Origin of the sequence: Aliterella atlantica CENA595 (assembly GCF_000952155.1) — a bacterium.
Classification (GTDB): domain Bacteria; phylum Cyanobacteriota; class Cyanobacteriia; order Cyanobacteriales; family Chroococcidiopsidaceae; genus Aliterella; species Aliterella atlantica.
Genome location: NZ_JYON01000001.1, coordinates 495,123 through 518,663 on the forward strand (window position 1 = coordinate 495,123; position 23,541 = coordinate 518,663).

At 41.8% G+C, this 23,541-nt stretch carries 16 protein-coding genes and 1 pseudogene; 6 read left to right on the top strand and 11 right to left on the bottom strand.

Annotated elements, in window-relative coordinates; translation table 11 throughout:
* Positions 1-2: 2 nt before the first annotated feature.
* The 6 genes from hepC to UH38_RS02470 form a co-directional block, all read right to left on the bottom strand.
* The gene (gene hepC / locus UH38_RS02440; protein ID WP_045052983.1) at positions 3-851 is read right to left on the bottom strand and encodes a heterocyst development glycosyltransferase HepC; all 849 of its coding nucleotides are present in this window, start codon (positions 849-851) and stop codon (positions 3-5) included.
* Positions 852-1,361: 510 nt separating this feature from the next.
* Positions 1,362-3,590, bottom strand: coding sequence for a GumC family protein (locus UH38_RS02445; RefSeq protein ID WP_045052984.1), 2,229 nt, complete (start codon positions 3,588-3,590; stop codon positions 1,362-1,364).
* 36 nt (positions 3,591-3,626) lie between these two features.
* Positions 3,627-4,721, bottom strand: a complete 1,095-nt coding sequence (locus tag UH38_RS02450; protein WP_045052985.1) for a glycosyltransferase — start codon at positions 4,719-4,721, stop codon at positions 3,627-3,629.
* Between the two features lie 534 nt (positions 4,722-5,255).
* Positions 5,256-6,992: a TolC family protein gene (locus UH38_RS02460; RefSeq protein ID WP_045052987.1), complete on the bottom strand. Its 1,737-nt coding sequence runs from the start codon at positions 6,990-6,992 to the stop codon at positions 5,256-5,258.
* Positions 6,993-7,532: 540 nt separating this feature from the next.
* Positions 7,533-9,179 carry an ABC1 kinase family protein gene (locus UH38_RS02465; RefSeq protein ID WP_045052988.1) on the bottom strand — a complete coding sequence of 549 codons (1,647 nt, stop codon included), beginning with the start codon at positions 9,177-9,179 and terminating at the stop codon, positions 7,533-7,535.
* A gap of 104 nt (positions 9,180-9,283) precedes the next feature.
* Positions 9,284-10,345: a mannose-1-phosphate guanylyltransferase gene (locus UH38_RS02470; RefSeq protein WP_045052989.1), complete on the bottom strand. Its 1,062-nt coding sequence runs from the start codon at positions 10,343-10,345 to the stop codon at positions 9,284-9,286.
* A 108-nt stretch (positions 10,346-10,453) separates the two neighbouring features.
* On the opposite strand from UH38_RS02470, the gene UH38_RS02475 reads away from it, so the two are divergent.
* Both UH38_RS02475 and UH38_RS02480 read left to right on the top strand, forming a co-directional pair.
* Entirely contained in the window at positions 10,454-11,815 is a 1,362-nt protein-coding gene (locus UH38_RS02475) for an LCP family protein (RefSeq protein ID WP_200892242.1), read from the top strand.
* Positions 11,816-11,924: 109 nt separating this feature from the next.
* The gene (locus tag UH38_RS02480) at positions 11,925-12,416 is read left to right on the top strand and encodes a pentapeptide repeat-containing protein (protein ID WP_045052990.1); all 492 of its coding nucleotides are present in this window, start codon (positions 11,925-11,927) and stop codon (positions 12,414-12,416) included.
* A 36-nt stretch (positions 12,417-12,452) separates the two neighbouring features.
* On the opposite strand, the gene UH38_RS02485 is transcribed toward UH38_RS02480, so the two are convergent.
* The 4 genes from UH38_RS02485 to pilM form a co-directional block, all read right to left on the bottom strand.
* Positions 12,453-14,576: a type IV pilus secretin family protein gene (locus tag UH38_RS02485; RefSeq protein ID WP_052672222.1), complete on the bottom strand. Its 2,124-nt coding sequence runs from the start codon at positions 14,574-14,576 to the stop codon at positions 12,453-12,455.
* 487 nt (positions 14,577-15,063) lie between these two features.
* Positions 15,064-15,819 (bottom strand): hypothetical protein, encoded by a 756-nt coding sequence (locus UH38_RS02490; RefSeq protein ID WP_045052991.1) that lies wholly within the window; start codon positions 15,817-15,819, stop codon positions 15,064-15,066.
* Positions 15,816-16,604 carry a PilN domain-containing protein gene (locus UH38_RS02495; RefSeq protein WP_045052992.1) on the bottom strand — a complete coding sequence of 263 codons (789 nt, stop codon included), beginning with the start codon at positions 16,602-16,604 and terminating at the stop codon, positions 15,816-15,818. The genes UH38_RS02490 and UH38_RS02495 overlap by 4 nt, the downstream gene beginning before the upstream one ends.
* The gene (pilM, locus tag UH38_RS02500; protein WP_045052993.1) at positions 16,597-17,718 is read right to left on the bottom strand and encodes a type IV pilus assembly protein PilM; all 1,122 of its coding nucleotides are present in this window, start codon (positions 17,716-17,718) and stop codon (positions 16,597-16,599) included. The genes UH38_RS02495 and pilM overlap by 8 nt, the downstream gene beginning before the upstream one ends.
* A 118-nt stretch (positions 17,719-17,836) precedes the next feature.
* Between pilM and UH38_RS02505 the strand changes: the two genes are divergently transcribed.
* The 4 genes from UH38_RS02505 to pcrA all read left to right on the top strand — a co-directional run bounded on the left by UH38_RS02505 (position 17,837) and on the right by pcrA (position 23,270).
* The gene (locus UH38_RS02505; RefSeq protein ID WP_045052994.1) at positions 17,837-19,147 is read left to right on the top strand and encodes an ABC transporter substrate-binding protein; all 1,311 of its coding nucleotides are present in this window, start codon (positions 17,837-17,839) and stop codon (positions 19,145-19,147) included.
* Between the two features lie 217 nt (positions 19,148-19,364).
* Entirely contained in the window at positions 19,365-19,745 is a 381-nt protein-coding gene (locus tag UH38_RS02510) for a YkvA family protein (protein WP_045052995.1), read from the top strand.
* A 45-nt stretch (positions 19,746-19,790) separates the two neighbouring features.
* Complete coding sequence (gene cax, locus UH38_RS02515; protein WP_045052996.1) at positions 19,791-20,876, top strand: calcium/proton exchanger; 1,086 nt, start codon at positions 19,791-19,793, stop codon at positions 20,874-20,876.
* A gap of 42 nt (positions 20,877-20,918) precedes the next feature.
* Positions 20,919-23,270, top strand: a complete 2,352-nt coding sequence (pcrA, locus tag UH38_RS02520) for a DNA helicase PcrA (RefSeq protein WP_045052997.1) — start codon at positions 20,919-20,921, stop codon at positions 23,268-23,270.
* 6 nt (positions 23,271-23,276) lie between these two features.
* Here pcrA and UH38_RS28055 read toward each other — a convergent pair.
* Positions 23,277-23,426, bottom strand: a pseudogene (locus UH38_RS28055) (Uma2 family endonuclease); the annotation flags it as partial.
* Between the last annotated feature and the right edge of the window lie 115 nt (positions 23,427-23,541).

The following is a 23,541-nucleotide window of genomic DNA, read 5'->3' on the forward strand; positions in this document are numbered from 1 at the left end:
AATTAGTTGATGACACCTGAGAATAGTTGCGGCACTGTTTGGAGAAGAACTTTTAAATCTTTGCCCAAAGACCAGTTATTTAAGTATGCTAAATGCGTGCGGCTAACAGTTTTTAGATCGAGCAATTTTTCCGTTAATTGTGGTAATCCTGTAATTCCTGGTAGGGCATTTAGCTGTTGTTGTTCTTCCAAATAAGCTAGCCTTGAAGCATCAGATAAAGTCCAAGGACGCGGACCTATCAAAGTCATTTCTCCACGTAACACGTTAAGTAACTGCGGTAAATTTTGCCAGTTACAAGTCATTTGCTCGGCAAAAGATTGATTATTTGTGCCTATTGCTGCCAACTTATACGCTTGAAATAGTTTACCTCGTTTACCTACGCACCAATGCTTATTTAAGAGCGACTGCTGCGGAAATCGCCATGCTTTCCAAGCCATTAATCCTAAAAACACAGGGCTTAATATTGTTAGGAGTAAAGCTGAGACAATGAAATCCGATAGCCTTTTTAATAACCAACTACCAGGGTAAAGATTGCTTGGTTGTTGGTGGGCTGGATTTAGTCGGAGGAACAATGGTTTTTGTGCTTGCTCGCACGCTTGCGCCCATACTTCTAGATTGTCTTTTTGCAATTTAGCATCAATGCGTACTAATTTTACGGGCGATCGTTTTAAACGCTCTATTAACCACTCTTGGTTTTCTTCGGCAAGTAGTTGAGACTGTTCGTATGGTTCTTTATTTACCAGTAGTTGTTTCTGTCGCCATTTCAATGTCCAGCCCATTTTTTGCTGTTCTGATTTTTTGTTACTTACTAGAACGTATGTTGGTAGATGAGAAGGTTTAGTTGCTAACATTATCTTGCGATCGCTTTTACAAATATCTGCTGAAAATTACATCTTAGACTCAGAGAAATTATATTCTCACTTTTTCGTTTGATGCTTAGTCTTTGATATTAGTTCCTACAACAGCAAACTTTTCATTCTGATTTGAGCGTTAGGTTTTAATTTGTACTTCGAGCAAAGCATACAACAACTCTATTGTCTGTAGCTCACAACACAATATACAAACTATGATATTTATTTAGGCATTCTTTACATTTCTTTTCAGTTTATCTTATCCATAATTTTTTTGCTATCAAAGTGTACCGCCTTCATCGATTCTTTAAAATGATTATTATTAGCATTACTTAGATATTTGTATATAGAAACTATCTAAGGAATGAGTGAGTAACTTAGAATTTTCTTTAATTATTTAAGCCAAAACTATCAGCTAAACTTCCACAGCAAATTAGAGCCTGCAAAAGTTTCATTGCAGGCTAGATTTGCTAAAGGCGATCGCATATTCCTAGTCAATTGCCTGAATATTTACTGCCCCCAGCTTTGTTGTAAAACAACGCCCTGTTCTTTGCCATAGTTGGCGTAGCTATGACTTACACCATGCCCTTGATTGGCGACGACTCCAATCATATTTAGCTTACTTAGCATTGCTGTAGCTTGAGTTAATTCGGTGCGCGTTACTTTACCCATACGCGATACTAATACAACACCGCTACAGAATGATGCTGAAAGAATAGCATCCACCATTCCTAACACAGGTGGTGCATCTACCAATACTAAGTCGTAAGTATCTTCAAACTTTGCCATTAATTCGCGCATCCGCTCTGAACTGAGCAAATTAGCGGGATCTGCAGGCATTGGTCCAGCAGTCAAAATATCAATGTAAGAACCAGATGACTGAATGCCAGCATTACTGGGGACATTCGCATCGCTTGCTAGCAGCGTTGACAGTCCTTCTTCATTAGGCAAATTCAACATTTGATGCAAATTAGGACGGCGCAAGTCAGCATCAATTAGCAATACTCTTTGGTGCAGACGAGCCGCACTCAGGGCTAACCCCAACGCCAAAGTTGATTTACCTTCCCCAGCAACCGCCGATGTCACCATAATCGACTGTAAAGAAGCAACTGCTGTATTAAGCAACTGAATGTTTTTATAAATTAAATCCAGCGACTCCCACGAAGGGGGCCAATTGCTAACTTGAACAGTCCAAGGTGCTAAGACATTTGGTTTACCAAAAGGCAAACTGACAACTGGTTCGCTAGCTTTGGTTTGGGGCATTTCTGGAGTCATGCCTAACAAGGGGATGGAAACTTGTTTTTCCAATTCGTCAGAAGTATGTACGGCATCGTCTGTAGCTTCGCGCAGAAACGCTGCAACGCCTCCTAACATCAAGCCAGCAACTAAGCCAAGCAGCAAGTTTTGCTTAATATTTGGACCTACTTGCAATCCTAGTACAGGTTGTTCTAAAGCTTGCCATTCAAAGCCGCCTCTAGCAATCTCTAGGCTCAATTCCTGTTGCGCCCGCAATAGTTGTTGCAATTTCTCGCGGTTGATTTGCACTATTGGTAGCAAGCGATTGTACTCTTCTAGCAGCTTGGGGAAGCGGTTAAGCTGACTACGCAAGCCTTGTTCTGTTTTTGCCAAACTAACATCTTGAGCTTGGAGAGCGCTTAAACTTGTTTGTACTTCCGCAAGTTGGGCTGTGATGTTGAGATCGAGACCACCTCTTTGTCCTTGCGAGAGCAAGTCACCTGCGGCATTAGCTTGAGCTACATTTGCCCCCACTACTCGCGCCTGTTCTGCTTGCAATAGTGCCTGTTGGCTTTGCCTCAGTTCGATTAACTTTTGCACGCCTGGGTCGGCATCTGTAAACGTGCCTCTTCTTGCTGCTAACAGCAAGTCTGTTCTTTGCAGTTCGTTGAGCAACGATTGATAGCGCGGCGATTGACTGAGGCGCGATGATGACAATGCTACTTGTGGCGTGCTACCTACTTGTTGTTGCAATACGCGGTAACGTGCTTCTGTATCTTGGAACTGAGCGCGGAGGACTTGCCGCTGCTGTACTACTGCATTGAGCGAGTTATTGATTGCTGCAGCTTGTTGTTCTGGGTCAATTAAGTTTTGATTTGTGCGAAATTTCTCTAGTTGAGCTTCTGACTGGGCAACTTGATTGCGAACTCCAGGAATTTGCTCGTTGATAAATTTCAAGCCTTTTTTCAGCCTTTGCTCTTGCTGCTCTCGGTTATAAGATTGATAGACTTGATAAATAGTTTGCAGAACTTTTTGCGTTTTAACTGGGTCGTTGCTGACATAGTTAGCTTCGACAATCTTGGTGTATTTTGTATTGCTATTTTCTTCTACTAAGGGAGTTAAAACTAAAGTTTGTTTTAGTTCTTTGACAGTCATATCTGGATACTCAGGCTTGAGCAAGTCTACTGCTCTTTGCAGCAATAGAGTGCTACGCATCACGTTGATTTGAGTTGCATAATCTATTTCTACATTGGCATCAGTAAATTCTGAGTCTGCACCAGGTTGAATATCTTTTCTGCCTTGATAGTTTGCTTCTATCAAGATTTGCATTGTACTTTGGAATGTAGGTTCGGCTGTCAAAGTCAAAGCAGTAGCGATAGTTAATACTCCGCCCAATACACCTAATAACCAATAACGACGGCGACTTAAAACTGCAAATAGCTGCCCATACCCTGGCTCAGTTTCATTTGCTACGTTAGGATTATTTTCAATTCCTCTTACCATAATTTGCGCTCCCTATTTGCGAATCAACTATTATATTTACAAAGCAGCTAAACTACATACTTCCGAAATTACTCGGTCAACTTTGCTAAAGAATGCTTGCTCGGAAAAATTAGCGATCGCATGATGGCGAATATCGTGATAGTTCCAGTCAATTTCACGAGCATTTAGCAAGGCTGATTGAATAGCATCTGGTGCTTGTCTTTTGAAGAATACGCCAGTTTTGCCGGGAATTTGCGTGTCTAATACGCCTCCTGCACCATAAGCAATTACTGGAGTACCACTAGCGTTTGCTTCTATCGGTACTAAACCGTAATCCTCTAGGGCGGCGACAACTACAGAACGAGCTTTCGCCATCAATTCGGTGCGTTCGCTGTCGCTGACGTGTCCTAAAAAGTGAATGTTACTCAATGCTTTGGCTTCTAAACGCTCTCTTTCCGGTCCGTTGCCAATAATATATAGTGGCAGTCCTAACCAATTAAAAGCTTCCACAATTACATCAATCCGCTTGTAGCTAATTAGCCGCGCTGATGCTAGATAGTAGTCTTGCTTGCGATCGGAAAATTCAAAGTTGCTAGTATCAATTGGGTAGTTGATTGTGATTGCTTGCTTGCCGTAATTTTCTTGAATCCGTCGCGCTACGGTACTTGAGTTAGCAATATAAAAATCGGGACCTTGGGCGTACTGCAAATCTACTTTCCGCATAGCTTGGAAAACACTTTCTATTAGCGGCGCAAAATAGCGATAGTCGCCATATTCTCTTAGATATGTCTTCGTATCCCACAAAAATCTGGTGACGTTGTGGCAAAAACAAATATGTTTGGCTTGAGGATTTTTGCGTACCGCTTTGGCAAAACTGGTAGTGCTGCTGATAATTAAGTCGTAGTCTTGCAAGTCTAAAGCGCGAAACGCTGGAAAGTAAAAAGGCGCTAACAGCCGAAAATATTTTGCTGCTTGGGGTATGTTTTGCAGTACCGTTGTCTTAACCGTACGCTCCTCTAAATCGATGCTGTTATCTGGATCGTAGATAGAGGTAAAGATATCGGCATCAGGATAATGCTTACAAAGCAGTTCAAAAACTCGCTCTGCCCCTCCTGGCTGAGTTAAATAATCGTGGACTAGAGCAATTTTCATAAGTCAGTATCAACAACATCTACGTATTTCTGCTGAACTATGAAGTTAGTCCAGATTTAGCTTTAACCCCCAGCTTTACTACCTTTATTTGCTGCATTCCTTTACTAGCATTGGTTTTATCACTTGCATTCGGCGATCGCATGAGTTAAGGGCTAGCAACACGATTGTACTTTTCTTTGCAAAACAATACATATATCTTAGGTCAGAAATCGATGCGATCGCCTAATCATTTTCTAAAATCTAGCAGTGATGAGCATTTTAGGTAAATTAGTATTTTATTGGTGAGAAATTTTACCTATCTATATTTATAAAGAATATTTATGTCATAAACTATTTGTTCCATGAAGATTATGTAACGTAATTGTAAATTTATAAAAAAATCATAAAGAATCTTCCAGGTAATTGCAACTAATATATAAAAAATTTGTATAAAAACCGAAAAAATCTCCGTATAAACCCTGAGAAGGGGAATTTTAGTAATTCGTAATTCGTAATTACAAGAGGACAGGGGGATCTCCTCTCCCCTGTCTGTTATCAACGCGGTTGACCTGTACTAATGGCTCGTTGCAAGTTAGCTAAAGCTCGGTTGTAGTCTAGGATGGCGCTGACTCGGTTGCCTTCAGCTTCGGTGAGATCGTTTTCAGCACTAATGACATCAGTTTGAGTGCCTACACCAGCTTGGAATCTTAGCCTTGCCAAACGTAAAGCTTCCCTAGCTTGTTCTAACGCTACAGAAGCAGTTTGAATATTGGCTAAATTTGATTGCAAATTTGAGTAAGCCTGTTCTACCTCAAACCTGACTTGATTGCGAGTATCGGCAAAATTAGTTTCGGCGATCGCAATATTGGCTTCCTCTGCTCTGGCTCTGGCTCTTGCTGCTCCCCCATCGTATAAATTCCAGCGCACGTTAGCACCTAACGAATAATCGTCACCAAAACTCTGCTCGTCGTTGAAAGTATCGCTGATGTTGTAGTTAGTGGTTAGAGCAACTGTTGGTCTATTGTCTGCTAGAGCAATGCGGCGGTTTTGCTCGGCAATATTGCGCCTTGCTAGCTGTTGCTGGAGTTCGGCGCGGTTTTGAAAAGCTTGAATAATACTTTCCTCCACCGATAAGTTCCATAACCCTGCTATTTCTACTGCATCTGCAGCAACAACGTTCGCTGACTGAGCAATACTGAGGCGATTGGCTAATTGGCGGCGGGCTATTTGCTGCTGGCTTAAAGAATTAGTTAAATTTTGATTGGCATTGGCTAGCTGAACTTGAAATTGCAAAACAGCAAACCGAGTCCCTACCCCCGCTTGTTCTAAAGCTTGAGCATCGCGTAAACTCGCTTCAGCATTCGTTACCGCCGCCCGATTGATTCTTACCTGTTCGTCTGCATCTTGCAGGTCGTAATAATCATTAGAGACATCCAAGCGCAATTGCTCAGATATACGTTCGTAATCTAGCTGGTCAAAGCGTAACTGTTCTTCTGCACCCCTAATTCGGGCTGTTCTTGCGCCTGCAGTGTAGAGATTATAACTAAGTTCTACAGTCCCACTTAAAGCGGTAGAACTACCACCACCTTGACCGTTCAGTTGATTGAGTAATTCAGATATCTGACCATTGCCCGCATTGCTATTTGTATTATTGCCAGAATCGCTCAATAAATCGCTACCGCGACTATTTAGCCCTGCTTGGACGCTCAGGTTAGGATATTCAGCAGCTTGAGCTTCGCGCAAATTCGCCTGACTGCGTTCTAAAGTTAGCAGTGCTACTTGCAATTGACGATTGTTGCGCCGCGCTAGTTCTAATGCTTGTTCTAAGCTAATAGCATCAATTGCTTCAATTCGTACTTCTTGCGGTAAGGTAGGGAATTGCAAGGGATTTGGATTTGGATTAAGTCTGCTAGGTGGTGGAGTTCTTTTGGGAGGGATATCCGCTGCGTTATTGGACGTAGGCTTTGCAGGAGTTGCAGGCGCAGGCGAGTTTTGCGGAGCCTTTGGTGCTGGCGATCGCTTTTGGGCAGTAAACGTAGTTCTTTTTGGTTTTTGCTGGCGCTGCTTGGCATTAGCGGAAGGATTAATACTTGCTTTGAGAAGGGCGACTAAATCTGCATCGAATTGCTTTACTGGCGCTACGGGCTTGCGGCGCTTAAATTTTAGGCTTTGGGGTTTACTGGCAATATTGCTATTGTTGTTAACTGCTTCACTAGCCCAAGCAGGCTGAGTTACTAATACAACTAAGGTACTAGCTAGGCATAACCTTTTACATATTTGCTGTCGTTTCACTACTTCTCCTCACCTGAAGATCGACTAACCGAACTACCACCAAACAGATTGCAGTTGAGTAAAATCTATTTTAAGTTAATTATTAAAAACTATTTCTCAATTCCTGTATAGGTACTATTAGTCTTAAGTAAAGCAACTCAATAACTATAAAGCGTACATTCGTAGCGAATAAATTGCTGACTCATCAATAAATACAGGCTAAAAATCCTTTATTCTAATATTTTCTAATTGTGTTAAGCTCTTTTAGCTGAGATTACATTAAATTCAACCGCTTGCTGCGAATATTATAGTTTTTCTATTAAGTTCTTGCCCACACATAAATACATTCATATCCTGTACCCAGTTGTTGGCTTGGTCAAAATTTTTAACTGGAAATAATCTCAAAATCATATTGCGATCGCATATATTCATCTCCGCTCAAATATTATAAGCAATTCAAGTTAGTTTTTAATAACTATTCTTTAGATAAAACCTGCTTATTTATATGAAAGTATTTATTAAATTGCCAAACAAAACGCGACTGCTTGGCAATCTTTAACTTTAGCGCAAACGTCCAGAACGCAGCGTACTAAAAATCAGCCATAACCCCAATAAGCTAGCGAATGCAAAAAGAATACTACTTATCCAAGACAACTCGCTAGTTTGAGCTTTGCTAGAGATAATTGCTGCGCCCATAATCATTGAACCAACTAAAATACTAAAAGAAAGGCGATTAGCAGAATCATCTACAGTACGGCGCAACCCATCAAAACCGCGTAAAGATAAATTCCACTGTAAAGTTTCCGAAGTAACGCGATCTAATAACAACTCGATATGACGAGGCGACTGCAACGACAAACTCTTAATATCTAGTGCAGTTCTTAACAGCGATTGTAGTGGATTATTACCAAATAATTGTCTTCTAAATAAGTCAGTAATTAAAGGCTTAATTTCATCAAGTAAATTAACTTCAGGGTTGAATTTACGAGTTACACCTTCTAAATTAGCTAAAGTTTTGGCATACAGACCTAAATTGCTAGGCAAGCGAATTTTGTTATTGCGAGCAACTTGCAGAACCTCGTAGAATACCTGACTAAAATTGATTTGCGAAAGACTCAAATTGTAATACTTCCGCAACATCCGATCGTAATCATTTTCCAACCGCGATAGAATCACAGGTTGAGCAGAATCAGCTAATTGCAAAGTTAATTGGCTGCACCTTTGGGCATCTAAATCGACGATCGCTAGCAACATCTCAGTTAAAATCTGTTGAGTGCGCGGATCTAATCGCCCTACCATACCGCAGTCTAACAAAGCGACGCGACCATCTTTGAGATAAAATAAGTTGCCTGGATGCGGATCGGCGTGAAAAAATCCATCTATATATACCTGTTGGAAAAAGGCGCGAAACAGTAAAGATGTAATTTCACCGCGTTCCTGACTAGAATTTTGTCCGTTTAACTCGCTATTAAGTTTAGCTGACAGCAGCGGTAAGCCATTTAGCCACTGCATTACCATAATTTTTTCTGTAGTTAAATCCCAGTTAATTTCCGCTACAACCAACTTGTCAGAATCAAACCAACGGCTATTGCTCAAATTTTGCCGCAACTGGTCGGTAAAGCTAGCTTCGCGAGTAAAATCTAATTCTGCTAGCAAAGCTGTAGCAAATTCTTCTGCCAAAGAATCTACTTCATAAGATTGACCGAATTCAGTACGAGCTACTAAATCGGCAACACCACGAATCAAAGAGATATCTTGAGCAACAGTAGCATCAATTCCAGGGCGTTGCACTTTGACAGCAACTTCCCGCCCATCGACTAAAATAGCGTGGTGAGTTTGGGCAATAGAACCAGCCGCTACAGGAACCGGATCGATAGAAGCGAATGTTTCATCTAGCGATTTTTTTAACTGTTTGCGGATAAAAACTTCAACTTCTGACCAAGGAACAGGCGGTACTTCGTCCTGCAAAGTTGATAGTTCTTCAATATAAGAACTAGGCAATAAATCTGGGCGCGTACTTAATAGTTGACCGAGTTTGACATAGACAGGTCCCAAATCTACCAATATATTGCGTAAAACGGCTGGCGTAGGCAACTGCGGCTCATCAGCTTTGCCACCAGTTAAGATTCTCCGCATATAATCCCAGCCGTTGCGGAGGAAAACTTCGAGGATTTCGCGCTGGCGAGAAGTAGTTTGAGTTAAAAACACAGGTAGTTCGGGGAGTAGGGGAGGTAGGCGCGATCGCGCTCTTTTAGGTTTTAGCTTAAATTAGCGATCGCTTGCCTCTGCCAAGGGTTAACTTTTGTGCTGGTTTATAAAAGATCGGTGAATTTGGGGTTATCTTGCAGCATTTTGAGTACCTGTTTAATTTCTTGAGTGCGGTCTTTTTTGACAATCAGGGTAACGTTGCGATCGCGCACTACAACAACATCTTCTAAACCGATGGTAACTATGACCTCCTGCTCGTCATCTGCGTACAATAGCGAACCTGTGGTATCTAAACATACGTGATTGGCAACTTCTACATTAGCTCCGTCTGTTTTTAACAACCGCTCGATCGCATTCCAATCGCCCAAATCGTCCCAACCAAAGTCTACGGGCAATACATAGGCTAACTTTGTTTTCTCCATTAATGCGTAGTCAATGCTGATTTTAGCTAATTGAGAATAAGCCGCAGCGCCTTGAGCTTCTAGTAGTGCCATCATTTCTGGTGCATAGGTGTTGAGTTCTTGCAATACTACACCAGCTTTAAAAATGAACATCCCGCTATTCCAGCTAAATTGTCCGGTAGAAATGAACGATTCGGCTGTTTGGCGATCGGGCTTTTCGGTAAAGCGATTGACGCGATAAGCCAGCACGCCATTGACAAATCCAGCTTGTTCGCCTTGTTCGATGTAGCCGTAGCCTGTAGATGGATAGCTAGGTTTTACGCCTAAAGTAACGATCGCTTGTTCTTTGGCTGCAAGTTCGGTAGCAGCTTGCAAAGTTTGTTGAAAACTCTGCTCCTCGTCAATCCAAGGATCGGCAGGAAAAAAGCCGACTATAGCCTCTTTGCCGTAGCGTTGGGCAATTTCTAAGGTAGTCCAAGCCACAGCAGGCGCGGTGTCTCTTCCTTCTGGCTCTGCAAGGATGTTTGCTGCTGGCAAGTCCGGTAATTGTGCTTGCACTCCAGAGGCTAACTGACTAGAAGTAACTACCCATAATTTGTCCCAACCGCCAGCTAAAGGTAACAAGCGATCGGCTGTTGCTTGCAATAAACTTTTGCCACTACCATCTAAGCTTAAAAATTGTTTCGGGCGATGCTTGCGACTGAGGGGCCAAAAGCGTTCGCCTTTCCCACCAGCTAGAATTACAGGTATCAAAGAGTTACTCATAAGTTAAGTTGAAGCCACGTTTTGCAAGAATAGTTTACTTCCCAGTGGCAATATTAGCAGCTTGGATTACCATACCTTTAGTGTGGGCTTATTTTGGGGACAATTGCTGTGGTTAAGGGAGTTCAAAGAGCAAAAAAATGGTCGCGTCTAGATGGCAAGCGCAGTCTTAGCACTGCAAAATGGAGTTTGGCTGGATTGCGCTATCAGGCATTAATACTTTGGCGCAAAAATCCTTTGCTGTCTTGGACCTGTTTGATTACCTTATGCGTGTTGTTGGGAGCGAATGTAGCACTGCTAACCCCAATTTGGAGCGATCGCGCATCTACTGATGGCAAGCAGTTATCAGACTTTCTTAATAAGGATAGTAAAGTTGACGGGGCGATCGCTAATTCTCTCCAATTATCTAGACCTGTGCATATTTTAGTCATGGGCAGCTTAGGCAATTATGCAGCTACTAGCGACACTATGCTGCTATTGCGACTAAATCCTGACAATCAGTCCATTAAGGTACTATCAATTCCCCGCGATAGTATGGTAGTTATCCCTGAAGTCGGCTTAGAAAAAATCTCTCTAGCTAATACTAATGGCGGTCCAGCTTTAGCTACGCGGGTAGTAAGTAAGAGCTTAAATAATGTGCCTATCGATCGCTACGTCCGCATTACAAATGACGGACTTAGAGAATTAGTTAATGTATTAGATGGTATAGAAATATTCGTGCCGCAAGAGATGGCTTACCAAGACAGCACGCAGAAGCTAGAAATAGACCTGCAAGCTGGATGGCAAACATTAGATGGCGATCGCGCAGCGCAGTTTGCTAGGTTTCAAGACAAGGAATCTGGCGATTTAGGACGAGTGCAAAGGCAGCAATTGTTAATTGAATCAGTACGCGATCGCTTGACTAATCCAGCTATTATCGCGCATTTGCCTCAGCTAGTGGGGATTATGCAAAAATATGTTGACACTAATTTAAGCCCAGAAGAAATGCTAGTGCTAGCAAATTTTGGTGCAGCAATAGACCCACAAAATTTGCAAATGGTTATTTTACCTGGCAATCTTAGCGCTTTAAGTCGAGATCCTAGCAGTTATTGGCTAGATCCTGGCGGACAAGATCGAGTGATGAGCAATTACTTTGGCGTAAATCCGGCTGTAGGTACGCCGAAAGTGCGATCGCTTGCTAGCTTGACAATTGCCGTTCAAAATGCTTCGGGAGAGCCGAATTTGAGCGATCGCGTTGTACGTAAACTCAAACAGCAAGGTTTAGAAAAGGTATCTGTTATCTCTGATTGGCAAGACGTACAAAGACAGACAGAAATTATCGTTCAGCGCGGAGACTTTCAAGCAGCGGCAGATTTACAAAAAGTATTAGGTTTAGGCAAGATGGAATATGCTTCTACTGGCGACCTAAACTCGCAACTAACAATTCGTGTGGGTAAAGATTGGAGCGAACAAACTCCTCTAAGCTCGAACTAAGATAGGCTAGATTGAAGTTTTAATTATGCAAATGAGATCGATTAAAGACTCCCGCCATTATCACAAAATTAATTCAATAAGTGCAATTTCGCCCTCGCGGCACATAATTATGCGCTTACTCAGTTTGCTAGTAGCTTTAATCTTAGCGGCGTTTTGGATACTGATAACACCGAAGCCAGCTTTAGCTCAAGATAATACAATCAACTACGGTAGTACGAATTTAGAAAACCGCGACTTTTCCCACGCTAACTTAGTTGGTGGATCGTTTGTCGCAGCCGAAATGCGCGGGGCGAACTTTCAAGGCGCAGATATGACTAATGCAATTTTGACTAAAGGCGTTTTATTAGGCGCAAATTTAGAAGGCGCGAATCTTACTGGCGCTTTGGTAGATCGCGTAACGCTAGATAATGCCAACTTGAAGAATGCTATTTTCCAAGAGGCGATATTAACTCGTTCTCGGCTTTATGATGCCGATATTACGGGCGCTGATTTTAGCGATGCATTAATAGATCGCTATCAAGTAGCTTTATTGTGCGATCGCGCTACAGGGACTAATCCAGTTACAGGTATAGCGACAAAAGAAAGCTTAGGTTGCAAATAAAAAAGGGGAAAGACTGCTTTCCCCCTCTCAGTTACTTTACGGATTTCCAGGAGTATTACCAGGAATTTGTTGTTGTCGGCTGCGGCTGCGTTCTAGCAACTGACGTGCATCTGTCCCTGGCGTGTAGTTGACACTACTATTAGATCGCTCTGAATCGTCAAGAATTTGCGGTGTTAGTAAGACAATTACCTCTTGACGCACATTTTCTCTTCTTGTACTTCTAAATAATGCACCTATCAGAGGTAAGTCGCCTAGAATCGGGACTTTGCTTACGTTAGTGCGATCGGAGTCTTGAATAATTCCTGACAAAATTAATGTTTGGTTGTCTCTCAGGCGAATTAGTCCAGAGTTAAGCGATCGCTCTGATATTAACGTAAATCTATCCCCATTCGTTGTTTCAAATTCTCCTTGAGGCGCGCGCACAATAGGCGCTACTGATAAAGCAACAAAACCATTGTCATCTATTCTTTCTATTCGGATATTAACAGTTAAACCTACATTTGCTTTGTCAATATTTTGCTCCTGTCTACTACTACCCTCAGTGTCAACAAAAGTTGTTCGTATTTCTCCTACGACTTCCTGAGTCAAATTAACGTTAGCCTGCTGACCCTCTTGAACGATTAGGGTAGGATCGGTTAAAACTTTAGCATTGCCGTTAAGAACTTGAGCTTGTAATGAAGAAATAAACCTTCTGGGAATTGACGATTCAGCTACGCTAGTATCAATATTTAACAAACCACTGGTACTGGAGAAGAAGTTATCGCCAATCCCAAATGAAAAGCTAGTGTTGAAGTCTTCAGTAGCTTGTAAGTTCACGTCTACAATTTTGACGTTCATTGCTACTTGACGACGGCGAGAGTCAAGCTGAATCAGTTGAGAAGTAGCTAGTTCAAGCTGTTTAGGAGTACCGATTAAAGTTACTGAATTTGTTCGCTCGTCTCCTAGAGCTTGCAAGCCTCTGAGCAGGGGAACTGAGTCTTGAAACTCTACCCTCTGCAATTCGATTCTCGTTTCTGTACTGGTCTGAGTTTGAGTAGCTGGAGTTGCTGAACCGCCTACAGGTACGGCGTTGACGCTCGTAATGGTTCTTTCTCTACTTACAGCGCTTTCTGCACCCATACCGACTAAAAAGTTCAGTGCTACTCCTACAGTCACCTGATTGAGTCTGAGGCTGCGAACTACTACATCTCGCGCTTGGTTGGGCAGTCTTGTACCTACAAAAATCGTGCGTCCTTGGCGGTTTGCTTGCAATCCACTGAGGCGCAGAACGTAGTTAAATACGTCTTGAACGGATTCGTTTTCAATATCTAGGGAAATCCTCGGTCCTTCTGCACCTGGGGCGTTGGGCGTAGTACCTTGATCTTGCTGTTGTCCTGGAGTCTGAGCGGCGGAAAAAGCGAGGTTGAGTCCTGCAGCGCGTGCTAATAGGGCTAATACTTCTCTAGCTGGAGCTTCGCGCAGTACCAAACGCGGTACGCGCTCTTCGGTTCCCAAGTCAATTTGTGATGGCGAAGAGTCAGTGTTAGAGACAGAGATATCTCCTACTGGAGGAGCAACTGCTCTTGGCAACAAAGGCGGCGTAGAACTAGGTACGGGAGCGCCATCAATTGTCACGTTGGGGTTGGGAACTAATACTCTTCCTGGTGGCGTTTGTGCTGTGGTTGTGGGGCGCTTGCTGTCAATTGCAGCAGGTGGTGCTGATACTTGCGGTAATGGGGCGCGATTCTGGGGAGGAGTTGCGGCTACTGGTCCTCCTGGGCTTAAACTGAGGGTTAGTCCTTTGGCAGTGCGATCGCTTATTTGACCGTTAGGAGCGCCTTTACTACCTGTAACTAATACGCGAATACTATTTGCATCTAGCTGGTTAACTGCAACTATGGCTACACCTGGTGCTGGATTTTCTTGCCGAAATGTCTTGCCTTGGGGTAGCTGCAATTGCGTATTAATAATATCGGCGATAAATGTATTTCCTTGTCTGCTAGTAAACACTTGCGGACGCTTGCCGCCCGATGTTTCCAGCACCAAATTCAACCCATTATTTGTTTGATTAACTTTTACAGATGTGACTTTTGCAGATTGAGCGCTTGCAGGTTGAGCAGCTATCAAAACTACTGCCGCTCCAGCTACGAATCCACTACTATTGTTTAGAATATTTTTCACAGTATTACACTTTTATATTGAATAACGATACTTACTTGGAAGCACAAATTAGCTACCAAATTTAGGATTTTCTTTATATATTAGTTCGCCCAAGTTTGGTATATTTTTGAGATTTAGATTGGCAAAGACAAAGCTTTTTTACTGTCCTTATCATCAAAATTTTAAAGTAGACTTAAAGTTCTTAGGCTTCAACAAAAAACTTATCTCTACCTGTATCTTGCAGACAAGCGAAAATTTACTGAGAACTTCACTCATATCTAAACTTCAGGTGATTTTAAATACGTAGATATACGGGGACAGATAACTGAATATTTTATCCTATGTAGATATCTAGATTTTAATTTACTTAGTTACAGTCATAGAGAAGTTGTACTGCATTTGCAACCCAACATTAATATACAGTACAAGTTCTTATATTTAGTAACAAGCAGCTTTATTTAATTGCTTAAAAATAGCTGTTTGAGGTTTATTTATTCAGTCTAATTGCTTATTTAGGAGGCGTTGCGGCTGCTTTGGCTGCGGCTGCCACTTCTTCTGCATTAGCTGGAATCAAAGCTTGCAATTGGAAAGATGTCGAAATCGTTGGTAGCGGTACAAATCCAGGCTGCGAACTAGGATTTTGAGTCAAAGTTGATTTATAGTCTTTGACAATCAAAAGCGGTTGCAAGCGCTCCATATTGCGGAGGATAGACTGAGTTTGTTCGTAGTTGCCTGTAAATTCAACATTTACTATGCGCCGTTTGAGTTTGCCATTAACGGCGGCTCCATAAGAACTATCATTAACAACTTCAGCGTTACTCTGATTTTGGGGTACAAAGCGCTGCAACCGCGCTATTACTCCATTTGACTGCGTAGCATTTCCTGACTCAACTAAACGGTTGAGGTCTAGCAGTAGTGTATCTAAAGTCTTTTCGTTGGCAAATAAACCTAAAATCTCTGTCTGTTGTTGTTTTGCCTGTACTAACTCAGTTTTTAATTTTTCACCTTGCTGAAGTACAGCTTGCTTTTGAGCAATTTGTCCTTGCTTCTCGGTGCGGCTTGTAGATAGTTCTCCATATCTTTGCCAAACTGGCATCACGTATGTAGTTAATACATACAAGGCTAAGGCTCCTAGTCCCAGAGCAATTAAGATACCGCTAATTTGGGGGGTTAGTTTGATGCCAAATAAACTGGGATAGCTAGGGGCAGATTCTTGTAGCTCTTGTCCTTCGCCAACGGTAATAAAGTCGTCACTAAACGTCATTGTTGGATTAGTCCTCTTTGTTGCAGCGTGCGAATTCTCGTCACTAAACCTAATGTACCCTTCCGCTCCAATTCTCTTAACAGTTCTGTTGCTCCTGCATCGGTAAAAGTTGAAGAAATTGTATATTTTACCAGTGGCGGCGTGGGATTCTGTCCACCTGAAGAATTGTTAACTAACTCTGCAGAGACAAGTTTAGTATCTTCTGGCTTGAGGAAAGATGATTGCTTGAGGCTAAGTAAAAAGTCATTGACATCATTGAATGTCCGAGCATTGCCAATAATTTCGATGCCGTTAGCAGGTGGTGCAACTGGAGCGGCGGCTTGCTGTCCTTGGGGTGGAGGCGATGCCGCAGGTGCGGGAGTTGCAGCCGCAGTTACTTGCTGGATATTCTCAATTTGGACGGCATTAGCTGGAATGCGATCGCGAATATCTTGTAAAATTGCCGACCAAGGTCTAATCTCGTTGAATACTGTAGCTAAGGCTTGGTTTTGGGTTTTAATTTGGGTAACTTCTGCCTGAATTTGTTGAATTTGCTGCTCTTGAATCCCCAATGCTGCCAATTCCTGGTCTAGCTTGGCGACTTCTGTTTCTAGTCCTGAATTTTGGGCGGACAAAATGCCCCATCCTGCTAGTACCAAAGCTAGCGATGCTAGCCCTGCTCCCAATCCTACATAAATGGGAGTCATATCGCTAGCGACAAAAGTTGTTCTTCTGCTAGCGCGAGTTGTTTGGTCGGCTTTTGGTTGCGATCGCCCTTTAATAAAATTAATATCTAAACTATACATCGCCCCATGCCTCTCTAAGTCCTAAACCCAAGACAATCCCTAGTCCTGGTCTTTGTGAATAATTAAATTGTTCTTCGTTTACTTGGATATCTAAAGCTGAAACAGGGTCTAATTGTACGGTTGGTACGCCTAGCTTGTGCCTGAAGAACTCATCTAGCTGGCTAATTCCGCCGCCTGGTCCTGCTAGCATGATTTGGGCTATTTCTAAGTTGCTATTTTGATTGAGATAAAAGTCTACAGAACGCCGCAGTTCATCGGTTAATTCTCCCAAAACTCTCACCAAAGAGGCAATACCTGGATTAGTGTCTGTGACGCTACTGCTGCCCATATCATCCTCGTCTACGCTGGGGATAGCAATGGTTTGCAGCATCCGTGTATCTCTAGTTGCAGGTAAGTTCATTGTTCTTAATAACGCGGCTTGCAATTGATAAGTGCCGATAGGTACGGTGCGAGAAAATTGTGGCACTCCATCGACGATAATAGCAATCTCTGTGTTATCAAACTCAATATCAACGAGTACCGCTGCTTCTTGAGGTGCTAGCTGACGCAATTGTTCGCGGATGGTGCGAATTAAGGCAAAACTACTGATTTCTAAAACATCTACTTCCAACCCTGCTTGTTGGAATGTATCCATGTAAGTATCGGTAATTTCTTTACGGGTAGCAACTAATAGTACCTGTACTTTTTCTATCCCGTCTTCATCAACGAAATAGCCTAATTTTTGATAATCAACGTCAGCTTCTTCTCTAGGATATGGTAAATATAAACCTGCTTCGTGGTTGAGTACCATGTCCCGCAGTTCTTGTTCGTCGAGTTCGGCGGGTAAAGGAATCAAACGGACTAAAGATTCTCTTCCAGGTACGGCAGTAGCCACTTTTTGCGCTTTAATTTTACTTTCAGCTAATGCTGATTGAATTAATTCTGCCAAAGCTGGCGAGTCAATAATCTGTCCGTCTTGGAAAATTCCTTCAGGAACGGGAAACGAGGATAAAGCTGCAAGTTTGAACCCCTGGCGTTGCTTTTGCAATTGAGCTACGTTAATTCTTTCCGGTGCAATTTCGATTCCTACCCCAACTTTACGTTTTGATAATATACTTTTTAAGCGATTAACCACTGTTTTGCCAATATAAGGTGATAAGTAGACTAGAGGAGATATTTATACTAATGTCTGCTACTAAAGATGTAGCCATAAGCGATCGATTCTGCCTCAATCAATTCATAAGTTATAGCAAATGTCAACACTACTAAGACAGTTTAAAAAGTGGAATAAAGTAGGAATTTTTGCCTTACTGGGATTAGTGTTAAGTTGGGTTGTTAGCTGTAGCACCAGTAATGTCAGTACGCAAACTCAGCAGCCAGGCAATAGCAACCAACCGCTAGAATTTTGGACAATGCAGTTGCAGCCAGAATTTACCGACTATTTTCAAAAATTAATTGGTACTTTTGAAGCAGAAAATCCTGGTATCAAAATTAACTGGGTCGATGTACCTTGGTCGGCAATGGAAAGTAAAATCTTGACATCTGTAGCAGCAAAGACAGCCCCCGATGTAGTTAACCTCAATCCTGACTTTGCTTCGCAACTAGCAACTCGCAATGCTTGGCTTGACTTGGATACGAAAGTTCCCGCAGATGTGCTGTCAACTTATTTACCTAATATCTGGAAAGCTAGTACCCTTAATGGCAAAAGTTTCGGTATTCCTTGGTATTTAACTACACGCTTGACTATTTATAATAACGACCTCTTGCAGCAAGCGGGCATAAGTAAGCCGCCAGCAAATTATACTGAGTTAGCCCAAGCAGCCAAACAAATTAAAGACAAAACTGGTAAGTATGCTTTATTTACTACATTCGTACCTGAAGATTCTGCTGAGGTGCTGGAGTCTATGGTGCAAATGGGAGTAAATTTAGTAGACGACCAAGGTAAAGCAGCATTTAATACACCGCAAGGTAAGGCAGCTTTTGCCTACTGGGTTAATTTATATAAAGATGGATTGTTACCGCGCGAAGCTTTAACTCAAGGACACAGACACGCGGTAGAAATGTATCAATCGGGCGAGACAGCGATGCTAGCTTCAGGTGGTGAGTTTCTAAAAACGATCGCAAAAAATGCCCCAGCAATTGCTAAAGTTTCTGCTGTAGCACCGCAAATTACTGGCGATACGGGTAAGAAAAACGTCGCCGTGATGAATCTAATTATTCCCCGCGACACCGAACAACCAGATAATGCCTTAAAGTTTGCTTTATTTGTCACCAACAACCAAAATCAGCTATCTTTTGCTAAAGCAGCTAATGTCTTACCTTCTACTGTACAAGCGCTGTCAGATAGCTATTTCAAAGATGCTAGTAACACTGATTCGTTAGTCAAAGCTAGGGTAATTAGTGCTGGTGAACTACCACAAGCAGAAGTGTTAGTACCAGCAATGAAGAATGTTAACGTTTTGCAAAAAGCTGTTTACGAAAACCTCCAAGCAGCAATGTTAGGGGAAAAAACAGTAGACCAAGCGATCGCCGATGCTGCCCAAGAATGGGATAATCGAGCGTAATTAACAGTGACCAGTTATAGCAGTGACCAGTGACCAGGTAAAAGAGAAAAGTGCATACCTAGTCGCTGTTCAATCAAAAATACTCTTGCCCTTGTAGCTGATACTTAATAACTCCTGATGATGAGATAGTTAATAGGTTAGACAATTAACACTGGCTAGCCAGTATTTCTTAACTGGTCACTGGTTACTGGTCACTGGTCACTGTTTCAGAGGTACTATGCAGACATGGCGACAACAGCTAAAAAAACTCCAGCAAGAAACTTACGCTATTTACATTGCTTGCAAAGATCCTAGAGTACCTTGGTATGCCAGATTATTAGCTGGGGTAGTAGTTGCCTATGCTTTTAGCCCTATCGATTTAATTCCTGATGTTATTCCTGTAATTGGCTATCTTGACGACCTAATTTTGGTTCCTTTAGGAATTGCTTTAGTAATTAAGATGATTCCTCCTCAAGTTTTACAAGATTGTCGCGAAAAAGCTGCAACAGCGATGGCTGAGGGTAAGCCAACTAATTGGACTGCGGCAATTATTGTTGTTGTACTGTGGTTTGTGCTGGGAATTGCTACAGTATTCTGGCTAAAAAGTATATTTGGTTAGTTAAGCATCTTCTAAAGGTGTAGCTATATATAGTGATACAGTTGTATGTCAATTAGAAAAATTCTGTCTATTGGTTTACTCATTTTCATCCCGATTTCGATTGCTGCAGAGTATCTGCACTGGGGTACGCTAACAGTGTTTATTACTTCTGGGATAGCTATTGTTCCTTTAGCTATCTGGTTAAGTACGGCGACGGAAGAAGTAGCTGTTGTTGCGGGTTCTTCTATCGGTGCGCTGTTAAATGCGGTATTTGGTAATGCTACTGAGCTAATTATCGCCTTAGTTGCCCTCAGAGCAGGCTTAGTGGACATTGTTAAAGCAAGTATTACTGGAACCATTATCAGTAACTTATTGCTGGTGATGGGGCTTTCTATGACTCTAGGCGGGATACGCTACAAAGAACAGGAATTTCAGCCGATTGTGGCGCGGGTAAATGGTTCGTCGATGACTTTGGCTGTTACGGCGATTCTTTTACCGACGATGGTGATATATACATCAAATGGCGTTGATAATCAGGCGATTCGCAATCTCTCGATTACAGTTGCGGTAGTGCTAATTGTTGTTTATGCTTTGACGCTGCTATTTTCCTTGAAAACTCACAGCTACCTTTATGAAGTAGGCTTGGTAGAATTGGAAGAGGAAGCACCAAATACCTCAATACCTCATAAGCCAAATCTATTCTTGTGGATTGGAGTTTTGCTAGCTGCTACAGTAGCCGTTGCTTTTGAATCAGAAATTTTTGTCGGCGTTGTCGAGGAAGCAACTAAAGGACTAGGTTTGACTCCACTATTTACAGGCGTGATTCTTTTACCTTTGGTTGGCGGTGCTGCTGAATATGTTACTGCTGTCAGCGTGGCGATTAAAAATAATATGGATCTATCGGTTTCTGTGGCGATGGGATCTAGTCTATTAGTAGCGCTGCTGGTAGCTCCTATATTAGTCTTAGTTGGAGTGGCGATCGCTCAACCGATGGATCTAAATTTCAATCCTTTTGAGGTAGTAGCTGTTGCAGTTGCAGTTGCGCTTGCTAATCTTATTAGTCTAGATGGGCGTTCTAATTGGCTTGAAGGTACTTTATTACTTGCAACTTATGTAGTTTTGGGCGCAGCTTTCTACTTTCACCCAGCCTAACTTTAATTCGTAATTAAGAACTACATCGCTATTTTACATACCATGACTACAACTACTGATTTTCTTAGCCATCTTAATTCTAGTCAACGCCAAGCTGTGGAACATTTTTGTGGTCCTTTGTTAGTGGTTGCTGGCGCGGGTTCTGGTAAGACTAGAGCGCTTACTTATCGCATTTCTAATTTGATTTTAAAGCACCGCGTACATCCTGAAAATATCCTAGCTGTTACGTTTACAAACAAAGCAGCGCGGGAAATGAAAGAGCGGATGCAAAAGTTGTTTGCCGAACAGGTAGCTGTTTCTAGATATGGTAAGCCGTTTGAGAAATTAGCCGCACACGAACAAACTCATTTGCGATCGCACGTTTATAAGGAATATATTAAAGAACTCTGGGTTGGTACTTTTCATAGTCTTTTTTCGCGGATTTTGCGATTCGATATTGATAAGTATCAAGATGAAAAAGGACGTAAGTGGAATCGTAACTTTTCTATTTTTGATGAATCGGATGCTCAAAGTCTAGTTAAGGAAATTGTTACTAAGCAACTAAACTTAGATGACAAAAAGTTTGAACCGCGTTCGGTGCGCTATGCGATAAGTAATGCTAAAAATCAGGGAATATCGCCTCAAGATTTTGAGCGCGAACAGCCTAATTATCGCGGTAGAGTGATTGCTGAAGTTTATAACCATTACCAAGATAGATTAGCAGCAAATAATGCTTTAGATTTCGACGATTTGATTTTAGTTCCAGTAAAATTATTCGAGCAAAACGAGCAAGTATTAGGTTATTGGCATAATAAGTTTAGACATATTTTAGTAGATGAATATCAAGATACTAATAGGATTCAATACGATCTAATTAGGCTATTAGCAACTAATGGCGAAACTAGAAAAAATGAGTGGGATTGGCGCAATAGATCGATATTTGTAGTAGGCGATGCTGACCAATCCATTTATAGTTTTCGGATGGCAGATTTTACTATTTTGCTAGAGTTTCAAGAAAACTTTGGCGATAATTTGCCCGATGAAGATACGCGCACGATGGTAAAACTAGAAGAGAACTATCGTTCTAGAGAAAATATTTTAGAAGCAGCTAACGAGTTAATTTCTAATAATAGTCAGCGAATTGATAAAGTTCTGAAGCCGACACGAGGAGCGGGAGAACAAATTTATCTATATAAAGCTGAAGATGAAATTGCTGAAGCAGATTTTGTCGTCAATCAAATTCGCAATCTAGAAAGCAAGCACCCAGAAATGCATTGGGGAAGTTTTGCAATTTTGTATCGTACTAATGCTCAATCGCGTCCGTTTGAAGAATTGCTAGTAAGGCGAGGCATACCTTATACAATTGTTGGTGGTTTGAAGTTTTACGATCGCAAAGAAATTAAAGATGTAATAGCATACTTAAGAGCGATCGCAAATCCAGCAGATACAGTTAGTTTGCTGAGAGTAATTAATACCCCCAGGCGTGGTATTGGTAAAGCTACTATCGATAACTTAGTTAAAGCTTCTCAGGAATTAAGCCTACCATTGTGGGAAATACTAAGCGATGAAACTTCTGTAAATACTTTAGCTGGACGTTCGGCAAAAGGTGTCAATAGTTTTGCCCAAATAATTCGCTATTGGCAAGAACAATTAGATACAGTTTCGCCTGCACAAATTGTCCAAGGAGTATTAGAAGATTCAAATTATGTTAAAGACTTACAAACTCAAGGAACTGATGAAAGTTTAGAGCGTGTTGCTAACGTTCAAGAACTTTATAACGCTGTACTGCAATTTGAGGAAGAACACGAAGATGCAACTTTAGGTTCTTTCTTAGCTAGCACTGCGTTGACTTCAGATTTGGATAATTTAAAAGAAGGACAAACAGCCGTTTCTTTGCTAACTTTACACGCTTCTAAAGGGTTAGAATTTCCTGTAGTATTTTTGGTAGGACTAGAACAAGGGTTATTTCCTAACTTCCGTTCTTTAGACGATCCAGCATCTTTAGAAGAAGAACGTCGCTTGTGCTATGTAGGGATAACCCGCGCCCAAGAAAGATTATATATTTCTTATGCCCGCGAACGTCGCTTATATGGTTCCCGCGAACCTGCCATTGCTTCCCAATTTTTAGGAGAATTACCGAAAGAACTACTAACTTCTGGTAAGCAAACAAGAGTTGTAAGTAATAGTTTCGCTGCTAAATCGCGCAGCACCTCAACGGGAGAATCGCGTAGTACCTCTGTTGGCGTGCAAAACTGGCAAGTAGGCGATCGCATTTTACACAAAACATTTGGCATTGGCGAAATTACTCACATTCTCGGCTCTGGGAACAAAGTATCATTAGCGATCGCATTTCCTAACCTGAACCAAAAAAAGATTATCGATCCTAGAATTGCCCAATTAGAGAAAGTGGACTAACTAGAGTTACCAGATTTTCGCCATTTGCAGCATTAATCCTGGTAATTCTGGCTCACCGCTTACGCTTTCAGGGTTATCTAAAACTTCTAGTTCTCGATTAGGGCGATAAAAGTAAACTTTTCGGTTTTGGCGATCTATTAACCAACCTAAGAGCTTGTTTCTAAATAAATATTGAGTTGAAGGTTTGTTGCTGAATGCTGGTACGAGGATAGAAATGTAGTTCTTGCGGATTGAGAAGATGCTTAAGTCTTATCCGAGCGACCTGACGGAT

What these genes read in the sequence shown, in the direction of transcription:
- hepC (WP_045052983.1), bottom strand. Translation starts at nt 851, where the DNA reads ATGTTAGCAACTAAACCTTCTCATCTACCAACATACGTTCTAGTAAGT.
- UH38_RS02445 (WP_045052984.1), bottom strand. Translation starts at nt 3,590, where the DNA reads ATGGTAAGAGGAATTGAAAATAATCCTAACGTAGCAAATGAAACTGAG.
- UH38_RS02450 (WP_045052985.1), bottom strand. Translation starts at nt 4,721, where the DNA reads ATGAAAATTGCTCTAGTCCACGATTATTTAACTCAGCCAGGAGGGGCA.
- UH38_RS02470 (WP_045052989.1), bottom strand. Translation starts at nt 10,345, where the DNA reads ATGAGTAACTCTTTGATACCTGTAATTCTAGCTGGTGGGAAAGGCGAA.
- UH38_RS02480 (WP_045052990.1), top strand. Translation starts at nt 11,925, where the DNA reads ATGCGCTTACTCAGTTTGCTAGTAGCTTTAATCTTAGCGGCGTTTTGG.
- UH38_RS02490 (WP_045052991.1), bottom strand. Translation starts at nt 15,819, where the DNA reads ATGACGTTTAGTGACGACTTTATTACCGTTGGCGAAGGACAAGAGCTA.
- UH38_RS02495 (WP_045052992.1), bottom strand. Translation starts at nt 16,604, where the DNA reads ATGTATAGTTTAGATATTAATTTTATTAAAGGGCGATCGCAACCAAAA.
- UH38_RS02505 (WP_045052994.1), top strand. Translation starts at nt 17,837, where the DNA reads ATGTCAACACTACTAAGACAGTTTAAAAAGTGGAATAAAGTAGGAATT.
- UH38_RS02510 (WP_045052995.1), top strand. Translation starts at nt 19,365, where the DNA reads ATGCAGACATGGCGACAACAGCTAAAAAAACTCCAGCAAGAAACTTAC.
- cax (WP_045052996.1), top strand. Translation starts at nt 19,791, where the DNA reads ATGTCAATTAGAAAAATTCTGTCTATTGGTTTACTCATTTTCATCCCG.
- pcrA (WP_045052997.1), top strand. Translation starts at nt 20,919, where the DNA reads ATGACTACAACTACTGATTTTCTTAGCCATCTTAATTCTAGTCAACGC.